General features: G+C 70.6%; 10 protein-coding genes. 9 read left to right on the forward strand and 1 reads right to left on the reverse strand.

Features of this window, described 5'->3' with window-relative positions; all coding sequences use genetic code 11:
* The first annotated feature begins 139 nt into the window (after nucleotides 1-139).
* From LDO26_RS03305 to LDO26_RS03350, 9 genes are all read left to right on the forward strand, one after another.
* Nucleotides 140-682, forward strand: coding sequence for an ECF-type sigma factor (locus tag LDO26_RS03305; protein ID WP_232129646.1), 543 nt, complete (start codon nucleotides 140-142; stop codon nucleotides 680-682).
* Nucleotides 679-3,264 carry a serine/threonine-protein kinase gene (locus LDO26_RS03310; protein ID WP_232129647.1) on the forward strand — a complete coding sequence of 862 codons (2,586 nt, stop codon included), beginning with the start codon at nucleotides 679-681 and terminating at the stop codon, nucleotides 3,262-3,264. Before LDO26_RS03305 ends, LDO26_RS03310 begins: the two co-directional genes overlap by 4 nt.
* A gap of 90 nt (nucleotides 3,265-3,354) precedes the next feature.
* Nucleotides 3,355-4,023, forward strand: a complete 669-nt coding sequence (locus LDO26_RS03315; RefSeq protein WP_232129648.1) for a hypothetical protein — start codon at nucleotides 3,355-3,357, stop codon at nucleotides 4,021-4,023.
* A gap of 226 nt (nucleotides 4,024-4,249) precedes the next feature.
* Complete coding sequence (locus LDO26_RS03320) at nucleotides 4,250-4,408, forward strand: hypothetical protein (RefSeq protein ID WP_232129649.1); 159 nt, start codon at nucleotides 4,250-4,252, stop codon at nucleotides 4,406-4,408.
* Nucleotides 4,409-4,507: 99 nt separating this feature from the next.
* Complete coding sequence (locus LDO26_RS18195) at nucleotides 4,508-6,658, forward strand: YadA-like family protein (protein ID WP_343226151.1); 2,151 nt, start codon at nucleotides 4,508-4,510, stop codon at nucleotides 6,656-6,658.
* Nucleotides 6,659-6,801: 143 nt separating this feature from the next.
* Entirely contained in the window at nucleotides 6,802-9,213 is a 2,412-nt protein-coding gene (locus LDO26_RS03335) for a S9 family peptidase (protein ID WP_232129650.1), read from the forward strand.
* Nucleotides 9,210-9,701 carry a PH domain-containing protein gene (locus LDO26_RS03340; protein WP_232129651.1) on the forward strand — a complete coding sequence of 164 codons (492 nt, stop codon included), beginning with the start codon at nucleotides 9,210-9,212 and terminating at the stop codon, nucleotides 9,699-9,701. The genes LDO26_RS03335 and LDO26_RS03340 overlap by 4 nt, the downstream gene beginning before the upstream one ends.
* Before the next feature lie 70 nt (nucleotides 9,702-9,771).
* Nucleotides 9,772-10,683 (forward strand): oxygen-dependent coproporphyrinogen oxidase, encoded by a 912-nt coding sequence (gene hemF, locus LDO26_RS03345; RefSeq protein WP_232129652.1) that lies wholly within the window; start codon nucleotides 9,772-9,774, stop codon nucleotides 10,681-10,683.
* Between the two features lie 9 nt (nucleotides 10,684-10,692).
* A complete protein-coding gene (locus LDO26_RS03350) occupies nucleotides 10,693-11,364 on the forward strand; it encodes a pseudouridine synthase (protein WP_232129653.1) in 672 nt (223 codons plus the stop codon).
* 608 nt (nucleotides 11,365-11,972) lie between these two features.
* On the opposite strand, the gene polA is transcribed toward LDO26_RS03350, so the two are convergent.
* Nucleotides 11,973-14,702, reverse strand: a complete 2,730-nt coding sequence (gene polA, locus LDO26_RS03355) for a DNA polymerase I (protein WP_232129654.1) — start codon at nucleotides 14,700-14,702, stop codon at nucleotides 11,973-11,975.
* Nucleotides 14,703-14,963: the final 261 nt, after the last annotated feature.

Below are 14,963 nucleotides of genomic sequence, written 5' to 3' on the forward strand. Positions count from 1 at the left end.
GCCGCCGCCCTCCCCGCTGCCGCCGGAGCAGCGGCGGTTCGTGCACGCGGATCGTCCCCGACGGCGGACATCTGTCGCCGAACGATGCGATTCCGCTCTATATTCCGCTGGCGCCCCCCTGGCGCGGGGCAATCGATCGATGGAACCCGGACCAGTCGACGCCACGGTGCCGTCCGCGCACCGCGCGCGCTTCGTCGAGCTCTACGAGCAGTTGCGGCGCATCGCCAGCCGCGAGCTCGGCGGCTCTGCGCGCACCTCGCTCAACACCACCGCACTGGTGCACGAGGCCTACCTGAAGCTCGACGGCCGCGCGCTCGACGCCAGCGAACGCGGCCCCTTCCTCGCGCTTGCCGCCAAGGCCATGCGCCATGTGCTGGTCGACCACATCCGTGCGCGCATGGCCGGCAAGCGCGGCGGCGACCAGGTGCGGGTGCCGCTGGCCACCGACCTCGTCGACGGCGCGGCCGAGGGCTTCAGCGACGTGCTGGAGGTCGAACAGGGCCTGCGCGCGCTCGAACGCCTCGACCCGCGGCTGGTCAGCGTGGTCGAGTGCCGGTTCTTCGCCGGCATGGAGTTCAACGAGATCGCCGCGCACCTGGACATCAGCGAGCGCACCGCGCAGCGCGACTGGCGACGCGCCCGCGCCTTCCTGCAGACCCGCCATGCCGGGAGCGCACCATGACCGGTTCCGGGCCCACGGCCGACCCCGGCGCGCGCTGGCAGCGGCTGGCCGCGCTGTTCGATGCGGCCATCGAACTCGAAGGCGATGCACGCAAGGCCTACGTCGCCGCGGCCTGTGGCGAGGACGCCGGACTGCGCAACGAACTGGAGGCGATGCTGGCCGCCGATGCGGCCGCCGCGATCGTCGACCGCGGGGTCATCGACGTCGTCGACATCGACAGCCTTGCGGCCAGCCCCGCGCCGGATGCCGGCAATGACGGCAGCGGCGCGATCGGCGCCCGCATCGGCCCGTACCGCCTCGACGCCGTGCTCGGCCGCGGCGGCATGGGCATGGTGTACGCGGCCAGCCGGGTCGACGGCGCGTTCGAGCAGCGGGTCGCGATCAAGCGCCTGCGCCTGCGCTGGGAAGGCCGCACCCTGGCCGAACGCTTCCTGCTGGAACGCCGCATCCTCGCCTCGCTGTCGCATCCGCACATCGCCCGCCTGCTCGACGGCGGCATCGACGACGACGGCCAGCCCTGGTTCGCGATGGAGTACATCGACGGCGCCCCGCTGACCGCCTGGGCCGATGCACGCACGCTCGACCTGCGCCAGCGCATCGCGCTGTTCGGCCAGGCCTGCGAGGCGGTCCAGTACGCGCATGCGCATTTCGTCGTGCACCGCGACCTCAAGCCCGACAACATCCTCGTCGACGCCGATGGCGGCGCGCGGGTGCTCGACTTCGGTGTCGCCAAGCTTGCCGACCCGCTGGCCGAGGCGACCACGCGCACCGGCGTCGCGGTCGGCTTCACCCCCGAGTACGCCGCGCCCGAGCAGATCACCGGCGGCGCGATCAGCGCCGCGACCGACGTCTACGCCCTGGGCCTGGTGCTGTATGAGTTGCTGACCGGCCGCCTGCCCTACGATCTGGCCGAACACGACCTGCAGGCCCGCGTGGCGGCGATCAGCGAACGCGCGCCGATGCGCCCGGAGCAGGCCATCACCAGCGGCGAGCCGCAGCAGGTGGACGCGCGCCTGCGGCAGCGCCGCATCGACGCGGGCAGTTTCCGCAGGTTCGTCCGCGGCGACCTGACCCGGATCCTGCAGACCGCGCTGGCCAAGGAGCCGCAACGGCGCTATGCCAGCGTGCAGGCGATGGCCGACGACCTCGGGCGGTTCCTCGAAGGGCGCCCGGTCTCGGTGGCCGGCGACACCTTCGGCTACCGCGCGCGCAGGTTCGTCGGGCGCAACCGCTGGGGCGTGGCGATGGCATCCGTCGCGGCGCTGGCCCTGCTCGCAGGCGGCGTGGGGATCGTGGTGCAGAGCCGCGAGGTGCGCGCGCAGCGCGACGCGGCGCTGGTCGAAGCCAGCCGCGCCAACGCCGTGCGCGAGTACGTGATGCTGATGTTCGGCGATGCGGCGCAACGCGACACCTCCGGCACGCTGACCGCGCGCGACGTGCTGGGCAATGGCGCCGAAGCCGTGTTCAAGCGTTTCCAGGACCAGCCGGAAAACGGGCGGGCCGCCCTGCTGATGCTGGCGGAGCTGTACGTGCAGATCGGCGATTTCGAGGGTGCGGTCCCACTGCTGGAACGCATGCTGGCCTGGCAACCCGAATCCCAGGACCCCGCGACATTGGCCGATGCGCGCAACCTCCTGGCCAACGCGGTGTTCCAGCGTGGCGATCCCGGGCGCGCAGGCGAACTGCTGGCACAGGCGCAGACGTTCTGGAGCGCGAATCCGGAGACCTACCGGTTGCGGCTGCTGGAAAGCCGCAGCCTGCAGTCGATGCTGGAGCGCACCGAGGGCAAGCCGGAACAGGGTGTCGCCACCCTGCGCGCCGCGCTGGCGGACAGCATCCGCCTGCGCGGGCCGAGCGACAGCGACACGATGAAGATCTACAACAACCTCGCCAATGCGCTTCTGCAGACCGGGCATCCCCAGGAAGCGCTCGCGGTTGCGGACGAGGGCTGGGCCATCGCCGTCGACGCCGACCGCCACCGCTCCGATTTCGGCATCGCGCTGATGAACATCCGCGGCGTGACCCATGCCCACCTCAGGCACATGGACGAAGCGCAGTCGATCTTCGCCGAAGCAGTGGATCTGCAACGGGCGCTCTACGGGCCATCGCTGCAGCTTGCCGCCATGCTCCAGAACCTGGGCAACCTGCAGGGCCTCACCGGAAGGCCGGAGGCGGCAGCCGAAAGCTTCCGAGAATCGATCACGATGGCGGATCAGTTCGCCGGGCCATCCAACCAGACCAGCCTGGTCTCGCGCTTCCTGCTGGCCGAAGCCCTGGCCGCCACCGGCGAGGTCGCGGCTGCCGATGCCGAACTCGCGCCTGTGATGGAGAAGATCCGCAGCCAGTTCGGCGAACAGCACATCCTGACCGCGCTCTCGTACCGCGCACGTGCCAACGTGCGCCTGGCGCAAGGCCGGACCGCCGATGCCGGCCGCGACCTGGCGCAGGCCCAGCGCATCCTGGAGTCGCTGGGTCCGCCGGGCGTGTCCCACCTCGCCAATCTGGCCAAGCTGCGCGAGCGGATCGAGGCTGCCGGACAGGCCGCAACCGCATCTACCCGCACCGGCGGTCCGAGCGGCTGAGATCCGTCTGCGGCCCAGCTGTCGTCTTTCGCCGCCGCGTCCCGATCCTCCTGCATCCGGCAATCGCGCCGGGGATCAAGGAGGACACCCATGCCCGCCACGCGCCGCTCCATCCTGCATGCCCTGTCGTCGCCGGCCCGGGCCGCGATCGCCTGCCTGCTGGCCACCAGCCTGCTGCCGGCCGCCGCGCAGGAACTCACGCGACCGACTGCCGGCGACCGCTTCGACCCCGGCCAGCGCAGGCCGATGCCCTGCCTGACCCCGTTCCGGTCGATCGGCAGACTCGACAACCTGTATCCGGATCGGGCCGAGGCCTCGGCCGAAGCGATCATCGGCGCGGCGGGGCAGCGCATCGGGCGGATCGACCGAGTGGTGATCGAAGCCCGTCATGCCGCGCCGTTCCGGGCCTCGTTCGCGGTGCCGCTGGATGGCGCCGAGCCGCTGCTCGAGAACCGGGACGCCAACCGGACGCCGATCCATCTGGTCCCGCGGGGACGCGAGGCCCGCTACGACGTGCGCCAAGGCGACCGGCCGCTGTATGCGAGCACCCCGAACCTCATGCGTGTGGTGCTGGCGCGCGACGGCGCATGGCCGGCGGAGAACGTCGGCAGCTACGTGATCGAGGGCTGCCATGTCGAGGCCTTTCCGCAGCACATTCCGCGCCTCGACCTCGACCTGCCGCGCCTGCCGCCCGCGCGCACCGGGCCACGCGCACCGGTGGAACAACTGGAACACAGGGCCACGCCGCGCAGCCGCTGAAGCCATCGGCCGCGCCGCTCATGCCCCCGCGTGTCCAGCTGCATGTCGTGTTCCCGTCCCGTCCTGCGTCGTTCCCCTGCACCGGCAATGACGCCGTGCCCACCCGGAGAAATCCCACCATGGAGATCCGCGACCGGCAGACCAGGGCAGGTCGTGTCGTCTTTGCGCGCCGTTTCCCGACCCTCCAGCGCCCGGCAGTGACGCCGGCTTACCTTGGAGAGTTCCCATGTCCTCGCACACCCCCCGCTGGCATGCCCGCACCTGGCGCCTGTCGGCCCTGTTCACGGCCCTGTCACTGGTCATCGTTGCGCAACCGGCGCATGCCGACCAGAGCTGCCTGAACCAGAACGGCGCACCGGTCGCCGGAAATACCAACCAGGGGTAGGAACACGGCGACAACAACACGACCTGTTACCCGGCCTCCGCGGCGTATGGCCTTTGGAACATCGCCGCCGGCCACTCATTCGCGATGGGCGGATACAACGTGGCGCTGAGTGACCGCAGCTCGGCTTTCGGCGCCAACAATCACGCCTACAGGCGGTACAGCAGTGCCTTTGGCGTATTCAACAACCTGGTCGGCAACGACGGCGTCGCAAACGGCGAATTCAGCAACGCCTTCGGCTACAACAACATGTCGGCAGGCCATTCGAGCAATGCGTTCGGCTTCGGCAACGCATCGGCCGGCAATTCCAGCAGTGCATTCGGTTACGGCAATGCCGCCCAGGCCGGCCGCAGCTCGGCATTCGGTGTCGAGAACCGGGCGACGCAGCTGGAGAGCTCGGCATTCGGCCACAATAACGAAGCCCTCGGCACCAACAGCAGCGCCGTCGGAAACGGCAACTATGCGCTGGGCGCCGGCAGCAGCGCCGTGGGCGCCGGCAACAGGGCATTGGGCAGCAACAGCAGTGCATACGGTTCCGACAATCTCGTTGTCGCGGTTGCCAGCAATGGCGTGGCGTTCGGCCTGGACAACAATGTCGGCGCTGCAAGCGCCAGTGCGGTCGGCGTCGGCAACTCGGCCCAGGGTGAGAACGCCAGCGCGATCGGCCGCAGCAATGGCGCCAGCGCCGCCTATTCGAGCGCGCTGGGCTACAACAATGGCGCCAGGGCCACCGGTGCCAGCGCCGTCGGCAGCGCCAACGTGGCCTGGAGCGAACACAGCACGGCGATCGGCCGCCTGAACACGGCCAGTGGCGCCAGATCCACTGCGATGGGGTTCGACAACGACACGACTGCCGCCATGGCCAGTGCACTGGGCTACGGCAACCAGGCAAGCAGTGATGCCAGTGTCGCGGTGGGATTCATCAACGTGGCCAGCGGCCTGGGTGCCAGCGCTGTCGGCTTCCAGAACACCGCCAGCGGCGGCGGCGCCAGCGCCATCGGCAATTTCAACCGGGTCAGTGGCCTGTTCGCCGTCGGAGTGGGCTACGACAACCAGGTCAGCGGGCAATACAGCAGCGCCCTGGGTGTCGGCAACCAGACCACGGCCGACTACAGCGTGGCCATCGGCTACGCCGCCGTCGCCGATCGGGCCTACACGATCTCGGTAGGCAGTGCCGGTGCCGAACGCCAGATCGTGAATGTCCGGGCGGGTACGGCCGATACCGACGCGGTGAACCTGCGTCAGCTCGGATCCGCCGGCGATGACCTCGGCGCCGGCATCGCCGCATGGTTCGGTGGCGGCGCGGCCTATGCCGGCGGCATGTTCACCGCGCCGGTATATGTGATCCAGTCGACCAGCTACACCGACGTCGGCTCGGCCTTCGGTGCGGTCGATGCCGAACTCACCGGCATCCACCAGCGCATTGCCGATGCCGGTGGGATCCAGGGTGAACGTGGCTACAGCGCCTACGAGGTCGCGACTCAGAACGGGTTTGCCGGCACGGAGGCCGACTGGCTGGCTTCTCTGGTCGGCCCGCAGGGTCCGCAGGGACCCGAAGGCCCGACCGGCCCGCGTGGTCCCGAAGGCCCCGAGGGTCCGGAAGGCCCGCAGGGCCCCGCCGGTCCGGAAGGCACGGGCGGCAGTGGGCCGCGCGTGGTCAACTACGACGACGACGACCACGGCTCGCTGACCCTCGCCGGCGCGTCCGGGACCGTGGTCTCGAACGTCGCGGACGGCGTCGACGACATGGATGCGGTGAACGTACGCCAGATGCAGGCCGGCAATGCCGCCACCCTGCAGTCGGCCAACGACTACACCGGCACGCGCGAGGCCGCGGTCCGCACCGACATGGCCACCGCGGATGCCGCCACCCTCGAATCCGCGAACGGCTACACCGACACCGTCGCCGTGCGGACCCTCGCCTCCGCCAATGCCTATACCGACAGCGCGATGGCCGCCTTCAACGCCGACATCGACGGCCTGCGCGTGGAAATGGACGACCGCTTCCGCCACCAGGACCGCCGCATCGATCGGCTGGCGGCCACCAGCGGCGCGTATGCGGGCATGGCGATGAACACCGCCGGCCTGTCGGGACGCAACCGCGTGGGCGTGGGCGTCGGCTCGCAGGGCGGCGAGCAGGCATTGGCGGTCGGCTACCAGCGCGCGATCGGCAACCGTGCCAGCGTGTCGATCGGCGGTGCATTCGGGGGTGGGGAGAAAAGCCTGATGGGTGGCGCCGGCTTCAGCTGGTGAGCCGCGGCACGGGGGCGACGGCAGCCGCCCCCGTCGCGCCGGCTGCGCGTCGTCCCGACGCCATGCCATGACCTTCGCCAGAGCAGCCGGACCGGCGACGGCTGCTACCCTTGCCGGGTTTTTCCAACCCGGATTGCCTGCCGATGCCGCGTCGCCTGTCTCCCCGCAGGGTGCTGCCCCGCGCCCTCCTCCCCGTCCTCGCGTTCGCGCAGCTCGCCTTTGCGCCGCTTGCCTTCGCCCAGCCCGCGCAGCCCGCGCAGCCGCTGACGATGCACCAGGTGATGGCCGATCCGGACTGGATCGGCGCGCCGGTCGAGCGCGCGTGGTGGCGCTGGGACGGACGGCACGCGTTCTACAGCCAGAAGCGCGACGGCGAGGCGATCCGCGACACCTGGACCATCGACGTGGCGGGCGGCGCGCCGACCCGGCTCGACGGCGCCAACCGCGCCGACATCGACGGCAACGCGCCGGTGTTCGACGCCGAGCGCACGCGCATGGCGTTCGTGCGCAACGGCGACGTGTTCGTGCGCGACCTGCGCAATGGCAGCCTGACCCAGGTCACCCGCACCGAGGCCACCGAGGCGCAACCACAATGGAGCCGCGGCGGTACGCTGGTCTGGCGCTCGGGCGACGACTGGTTCCGCTGGGACGCACGCGGTGGCACCGCGCAGCTGACCAGCCTCAAGGCCGAGGACGATCCGGCGAAACCGCCGCCGGCCGACGACCTGCGCGAGCGCCAGCTGCGCATGATCGAGAGCCTGCGCACCGAGCGCGCGCGCCGCGATGCGCTGCGCGCGCAGAACGACGACTGGCGCCGCAGCGACCCGACCGGCGTCCCGGCGCCGGTGTTCCTCGGCAAGAACGTCAAGATCGCCGGCTCGGCGCTGTCGCCCAACGGCGACTGGCTGGTCGTCGTCACCCAGGCGAAGGACGGCAACGAGGGCCAGGCCGGCCGCATGCCCAGGTACGTCACCGAATCGGGCTACGAGGAGTTCGAGGACGTGCGCACGCGCGTGGGCCGCAACGACCCGCTGCCGCACACGCTGTGGCTGGTCGAGCTGGCATCGGGCACGGTGCGCGAGCTGAAGACCGATCCGCTGCCGGGCATCGCCAGCGACCCGCTGGCCGACCTGCGCCGCGCCGCCGGCAAGGACGCGCTGACCGGCAACCGCCCGGTGCGGCTGGAGATCGACAGCCGCGGCGGCGGCAACGGCGCGATCCGCTGGAGCGACGACGGCCGCCAGGTCGCGCTGTCGATCCATTCGGTCGACAACAAGGACCGCTGGCTGGCGACCGTCGACCTGGCCGGCGCGACGCTGCAGCCACGGCACCGCCTGACCGACCCGGCGTGGATCAACTGGGACTTCAACGAGTTCGGCTGGCTGCCGGACAACCGCACGCTGTGGCTGCTGTCCGAGGAATCGGGATATTCGCACCTCTACCTCAACGACGGCGGCCGCTCGCGCGCGCTGACCTCGGGCCGCTGGGAAGTCTCGTCGCCGGTGATGTCGCGCGACGGCAGCCGCTTCTTCTTCCTGTGCAACCGGCAGTGGCCGGGCAGGTACGACGTCTGCAGCGCTTCGGGCGGCCAGGTCGCCGAGATCACCGGCACCGGCAACGTCGACGACTTCGCGCTGTCGCCCGACGAGACCCGCCTGCTGCTGCGCGTCTCCAGCAGCTACACCCCGCAGCAGCTCGCCGTCGCCGATGTCGCCGGCGGCGAGGTACGCGTGCTGACCGACACCCGCACCGCCGAGTACAAGGCCTTCGACTGGCTGCAGCCCGAATACGTGCAGGTGCCGTCGAAGCACGGCGCCGGTGCCGTCTGGGGCAAGTTCTACGGCCCTCAGACCTACGAGCCCGGCCGCAAGTACCCCGTCGTGCTGTTCGTGCACGGCGCCGGCTACCTGCAGAACGTGCACGAGCGCTATCCCAACTACTTCCGCGAGCAGATGTTCCACAACCTGCTGGTGCAGCAGGGCTACCTGGTGCTGGACCTCGATTTCCGCGCCTCCAGCGGCTACGGCCGCGACTGGCGCACGGCGATCTACCGGCAGATGGGCCACCCGGAACTGGAGGACTACCTCGACGGCATCGACTGGCTGGTCGAGCACCACCAGGCCGACCGCGACCGCGTCGGCATCTACGGCGGCAGCTACGGCGGCTTCATGACCTTCATGGCGCTGTTCCGCGAGCCGGGCACGTTCAAGGCCGGCGCCGCGTTGCGCCCGGTCGCCGACTGGTCGCAGTACAACCACAGCTACACCGCCAACATCCTCAACACCCCCGAGCTCGACCCGGAGGCGTACCTGAAGTCCTCGCCGATGGAGTACGCCGACCGGCTGCAGGACCACCTGCTGATCGCCCACGGCATGATCGACGACAACGTGTTCTACCGCGACTCGGTGATGATGAGCCAACGCCTGATCGAGCTGCGCAAGGACAAGTGGGAGCTGGCCAGCTATCCGCTGGAACGCCACGCCTACCAGCACCCGGCGTCGTGGTACGACCAGTACCGGCGCATCTTCGAACTGTTCGAGCGCACGCTCAAATGAGCGCGCGCGGCGCCGGCCTGCCCGATGTCGAGGTGCTGCGGCCGGCGCCGTGGAAGATGCTGGCGCTGCTGGCGATCTCGGCCGGCTTCGTCTGGCTGGCGGTCGACATCGGCGGCCGCCATCCGCTCGCGGCGTGGCTGTGCGGCGGCTTCTTCGCGTTGTGCGCGCTGGTGGCGCTGGTGGCGCTGGTGCCCGGCGCCAACCACCTGCGGCTCGACGCCGACGGGCTGGAGATCCGCTCGCTGTTCCGCACCACGCGCCTGGCCTGGGGCGACATCGCCCGCTTCGGCCCGACCCGCGTGGGCCTGCACACGATGGTCGGGCTGGATTTCGCCGACCACGTCGACCGGGCCGCGCGCCTGCGCCGGGTCAATCGCGGCCTGACCGGCTACCACGGCGCCCTGCCCGACACCTATGGACACAAGGCGGGCGCACTGGCGACGCGGCTGGAGGCCTGGCGACAGGCGCACGCCGGACCGGCGGACTGAGCACCACGGCACGCGTCCGGCATTGCGCACGATCAATGCCGCCGCACGGGCGCCCCCTACAATGCGCCGCATGAACGAATTCGACGCTGTCCGCGACTATCTGACCGGCCTGCAGGACCGGATCTGCAACGCCATCGAGCAGGCCGATGGCCAGGCCCGCTTCACCGAGGACCTGTGGCAGCGCGCCGAGGGCGGCGGTGGCCGCACCCGGGTGCTGCGCGAGGGCGCGGTGTTCGAGCAGGCCGGCATCGGCTTCTCCGATGTCTCCGGCAAGGCCCTGCCGCCGTCGGCCAGCGCCAACCGGCCGGACCTCGCCGGCGCCTCGTGGCGCGCGGTCGGGGTGTCGCTGGTGTTCCACCCGCGCAATCCCTACCTGCCGACCACCCACGCCAACGTCCGCCACTTCCGCGCGATGCGCGACGGCGAGACGGTCGCCTGGTGGTTCGGCGGCGGTTTCGACCTGACCCCGTTCTACCCCTTCGACGAGGACATCGTCGAATGGCACCGCACCGCGCGCGCACTGTGCGAACCGTTCGGCGGCCAGGCCCGCTACGACGACCACAAGCGCTGGTGCGACGAATACTTCCATCTCGGCCACCGCGGCGAGGCGCGCGGCATCGGCGGCCTGTTCTTCGACGACCTGCATGGCGATTTCGAGCGCGAATTCGCCTACCTGCGCGCCGTCGGCGACGGCTTCCTCGACGCCTACCTGCCGATCGTCGAGCGCCGCAAGCACACGCCCTACGGCGAGCGCGAGCGCGAATTCCAGCTCTACCGGCGCGGCCGCTACGTCGAGTTCAACCTGGTCCACGACCGCGGCACGCTGTTCGGGCTGCAGTCGGGCGGGCGCGCCGAGTCGATCCTGATGAGCCTGCCGCCGCGGGTGCGCTGGGAGTACGGCTACGCGCCGGAGGACGGCAGCGCCGAGGCGCGGCTGCTGGACTACCTGCGCCCGCGCGACTGGCTCGCCGAGGCGGGCTGAGGCCGTTCCATGGGCAGCGCCGAGCACCCGGACGTCGCCCCCGACTGCCTGCGGGTGCTGCATGTCGATCCCCACCTGCTGGCGTTCGACAAGCCCAGCGGGCTGCTGTCGGTGCCAGGGCGCGGCCCCGACAGGCAGGATTGCCTGGCGACCCGCGCAGCGGCCGCCTGGCCGGACGCGCGCATCGTGCACCGGCTCGACATGGCGACGTCCGGTGTCATCGTGATGGCGCGCGGCGAGGCGATGCAGCGCGCGCTGAGCATCGCCTTCGCCGACCGCGAGATCGACAAGCGCTACGTCGCGGTCGTCGCCGGCTGGCCCACGGCCGATGCCGGCGAGATCGACCTGCCGCTGCTGACCGACTGGCCCAACCGCCCGCGGCAGATGGTCGACGCCATCGCCGGCAAGCCGTCGCTGACCCGCTGGCGGGTGCTGTCGCGCGACACCGCGGGCGACGGCAGCCGGCGCACCCGTCTGGCACTGACGCCGGTCACCGGCCGCAGCCACCAGTTGCGCGTGCACCTGCAGGCGATCGGCCATCCGATCCTCGGCGACGCGCTGTACGCGGACGACGACGCCCGCGCCGCCGCGCCGCGCCTGCTGCTGCACGCCGAGACGCTGGCGATGTCGCATCCGGCGCACGGTGCGGGGCTGACGCTGACGTGCCCGGTGCCGTTCTGACGCCGGCATGCCTGAAGCCGCGCGCGTCGGCCGCGTAGGGCCGACCCACGTCGGATCGGAGCTGCCGGTTTTCCCGGGCGTTGGTGAAGAATCAGGGAAAAGCCAAAAATCGGGGCCTCGATCGTAGGTCGGGGCCACGCCCCCGACGCCGGGATTTCCGGCCAGACCGGACAGGCGGGTCCCACGGCACCTCGCGAACCCGGAACGCCGCGCGCGTGGGCCGCGTAGGGCCGATCTACGTCGGGTCGGAGCGGCCGTCTTCCCCGGACTTGGGCGAAACAACATAAAAAAAGCCCCGCAGGCAGGGGGGGCCGGCGGGGCTCAGGGAACCGGCTCGGGGAGAAGCCATATGGTTCCGGTCGATCACTCCAGGGGAAGGGAGAGATCTGGCGACAGACGTTGCATCTGTCGCGACCTATATGACCACTCCGTGCATGGATGGTTCGTGAAGATTTCCGTTAACTTTCCGTGGGATTCAGGCCTCATTTACCCGTAAACCCGACCACCCGCGCGATCCGCCAATTCAGGCAAAACTGAACGCGCCGCCGGCGCAAAAACCGGGAGTAAATCGGCCGCCGCCGCGGCCGCAGCCAGCGGGCGACCGGCCCTCAGTGCGCCTCGTCCCAGTTGTCGCCGACGCCGCTGTCGACGACCAGCGGCACGCGCAACCGTGCCGCGCCGGTCATGCGCGCATTCACCTCGACCAGCAGCGCGTCGACGAAGCGCTCGTCGACCTCGAACACCAGTTCGTCGTGGACCTGCAGGATCATCTGCGCGCGCTCGCGTTTGTCCGCCAGCCAGGCGTCGATGGCGATCATCGCGCGCTTGATGATGTCGGCGGCGGTGCCCTGCATCGGCGCGTTGATCGCGGCCCGCTCGGCGCCGGCGCGCTGCCCCTGGGTCCCCTTGCCGATGTACTCCAGGTACAGCCGGCGGCCGAACACGGTTTCCACGTAGCCACGCTCGCGGGCCTCGTTGCGGGTGCGCTCCATGAAATCGCGCACACCGGGGTAACGCGAGAAATAGGTGCCGATGTAGTCCTGCGCCTCGCCGCGGCCGATGCCGAGGTTGCGGGCCAGGCCGAACGCGCTCATGCCGTACATCAGGCCGAAGTTGATCGCCTTGGCGGCGCGGCGTTCGTTGGCGGTCACTTCCTCCAGCGGGCGGCCGAACACCTCGGCGGCGGTCGCGCGGTGCACGTCCATGCCCTGCTCGAAGGCGCGGATCAGGCCCGGGTCCTCGGACAGGTGGGCCATGATCCGCAGCTCGATCTGCGAGTAGTCGCAGGCGACCAGCTTGCGCCCGGACGGGGCGACGAACGCGCGGCGGATGCGGCGGCCGTCGTCGGTGCGGATCGGGATGTTCTGCAGGTTCGGATCGCTGGACGACAGCCGCCCGGTCGCCGCGCCGGCCTGGTGGTAGCTGGTGTGCACGCGGCCGGTGCCGGGATCGACCATCTCCGGCAGCTTGTCGGTGTAGGTGCTGCGCAGCTTGGCCAGGCCCCGGTACTCGAGGATCAGCCGCGGCAGCTCGTGCTGGTCGGCGATCGCCTCCAGCGCCTCCTCGTTGGTGCTGGGCTGGCCCTTGGGCGTCTTGATCAGCGCCGGCAGGCCCAGTTCATCGAACAGCAGCGCCTGCAGCTGCTTGGGCGAGTCGAGGTTGAACGTGCGCCCGGCCAGCTCGGTGGCCTTCTGCTGGGCGACGAGCATGCGTTTGGACAGGTCCGCGCTCTGCCGGCGCAGTTCGACCGCGTCGATCATCACGCCGTTGCTCTCGACCCGCTCGAGCACCGGCACCAGCGGGATCTCGATGTCGGCGTAGACCCGCGACAGCCCCGGTTCGGCGTCGATCCGCGGCTTGAGCACGCGGTGCAGGCGCAGGGTGATGTCGGCATCCTCGGCCGCGTACGCGGTGGCGTCGTCGAGCGCGACCTCGGAGAAGGAGATCTGCTTCGCGCCCTTGCCGGCGACGTCCTCGAAGCGGATCGTCTCGATGCCCAGGTGCCGGCGCGCCAGCGAATCCATGTCGTGGCGCGCGGTGCCGGCGTCGAGGACGAAGCTCTCGAGCAGGGTGTCGTCGGCGTAGCCCCGCACCTCGACGCCGTGGCGCCGCAGCACGTGCAGGTCGTACTTGCCGTGCTGGCCGAGCTTGCGCCTGCCCGGATCCTCGAGCAGCGGCCGCAGCGCATCGAGCACGAGTTCGCGGTCCAGCTGCGCGGGCACGCCGGGATAGTCGTGGCCGACCGGGATGTAGGCCGCGCGCCCGGGCTCGACGGCGACGCTCAGGCCCACCAGCTTGGAGCGCATCGCATCGAGCGCGTCGGTCTCGGTGTCGAACGCGAACTCGCCGGCGTCCTGCAGACGCGCGACCCACGCATCCAGCGCGTCGCGCGTGAGCACCAGTTCGTACTCGCCCGGCCCGGCGAGCGCGGGATCGAGCGTGGCCGGCGCGGTGGGCGTCGTGGCCGGCGCCGGGGATGGCAACGACGCGGCGGCGTCGAGCTCCTTCAGCGCCTGGGTGAAACCGTAGCGCGCGTACAGGCCGCGCAGCGTGTCGGCATCGCGCGGGCGCAGCACCAGCGTATCGGGGCCGCCATCGAGCGGCACGTCGACGCGGATCGTCGCCAGTTCGCGGCTCAGCGGCAGCTGCGCCAGCGCCGCGCGCAGGTTCTCGCCGATCTTGCCCTTGATGCCGTCCGCGCCGGCGATCACGCCGTCCAGCGATTCGTACTCGGCCAGCCACTTGGCCGCGGTCTTGGGCCCGCACTTGGGCACGCCGGGGATGTTGTCGATGCTGTCGCCCATCAGCGCCAGCATGTCGACGATCTGGTCGGGGCGGACGCCGAACTTGTCGAGCACCGCCGCCTCGCTGTCCATGCGGCTTCCGCTCATCGTGTTGACCAGCGCCACGCGCGGGCGCACCAGCTGGGCGAAGTCCTTGTCGCTGGTAGAAATGATCACTTCGATGCCAGCCTCGCTGCCCTGCACCGCCAGCGTGCCGATGACATCGTCGGCCTCCACGCCCGGCACGCGCAGGATCGGGAAGCCCAGCGCCTCGACGATCGCGCACATCGGCTCGACCTGCGCACGCAGTTCGTCGGGCATCGGCGGGCGGTTGGCCTTGTACCCGGCATACAGGTCGTCGCGGAACGTGCGCCCGGGCGCGTCGACGACGAAAGCCGCGTAGTCCGGCGCCTCCTTCAGCGTCGCGCGCAGCATGTTGACCACGCCGAACAGCGCGCCGGTGGGCTCGCCATCGGCGTTGGACAGCGGCGGCAGCGCGTGGAACGCGCGGTACAGGTACGAGGACCCGTCGATCAGGATCAGGCGTTTGCTCATCTGGCGATTCTACGGGCTCCGTCCCGTGGCGTCCGTCCCGTGGCGCCCGCTCGATGGCGACCACCGGGGCGATCCGCGCAACCCCGTTGCCGCCGCCGGCGCGTTGACAACCGGGAGCCACCAGCGACGGGACCGCCATGCAGACGACAGGTGCTGACAAAATCCGAACGCCGCGACGTGATAATCCCCCGACGCAACGGGAGAAGGGATGCGCATGTCCTGTCATGGCCGGCCGCGGCACGGCACGGATGTCCAGATCGT

It is taken from the genome of Proluteimonas luteida, from assembly GCF_021191695.1.
GTDB classification, from domain to species: Bacteria; Pseudomonadota; Gammaproteobacteria; order Xanthomonadales; family Xanthomonadaceae; genus Luteimonas; species Luteimonas luteida.

Bases quoted from the DNA above. Each gene is read 5' to 3' on its own strand.
- LDO26_RS03305 (WP_232129646.1), top strand. From the start codon at position 140: ATGGAACCCGGACCAGTCGACGCCACGGTGCCGTCCGCGCACCGCGCG.
- LDO26_RS03310 (WP_232129647.1), top strand. From the start codon at position 679: ATGACCGGTTCCGGGCCCACGGCCGACCCCGGCGCGCGCTGGCAGCGG.
- LDO26_RS03315 (WP_232129648.1), top strand. From the start codon at position 3,355: ATGCCCGCCACGCGCCGCTCCATCCTGCATGCCCTGTCGTCGCCGGCC.
- LDO26_RS03320 (WP_232129649.1), top strand. From the start codon at position 4,250: ATGTCCTCGCACACCCCCCGCTGGCATGCCCGCACCTGGCGCCTGTCG.
- LDO26_RS03335 (WP_232129650.1), top strand. From the start codon at position 6,802: ATGCCGCGTCGCCTGTCTCCCCGCAGGGTGCTGCCCCGCGCCCTCCTC.
- LDO26_RS03340 (WP_232129651.1), top strand. From the start codon at position 9,210: ATGAGCGCGCGCGGCGCCGGCCTGCCCGATGTCGAGGTGCTGCGGCCG.
- hemF (WP_232129652.1), top strand. From the start codon at position 9,772: ATGAACGAATTCGACGCTGTCCGCGACTATCTGACCGGCCTGCAGGAC.
- LDO26_RS03350 (WP_232129653.1), top strand. From the start codon at position 10,693: ATGGGCAGCGCCGAGCACCCGGACGTCGCCCCCGACTGCCTGCGGGTG.
- polA (WP_232129654.1), bottom strand. From the start codon at position 14,702: ATGAGCAAACGCCTGATCCTGATCGACGGGTCCTCGTACCTGTACCGC.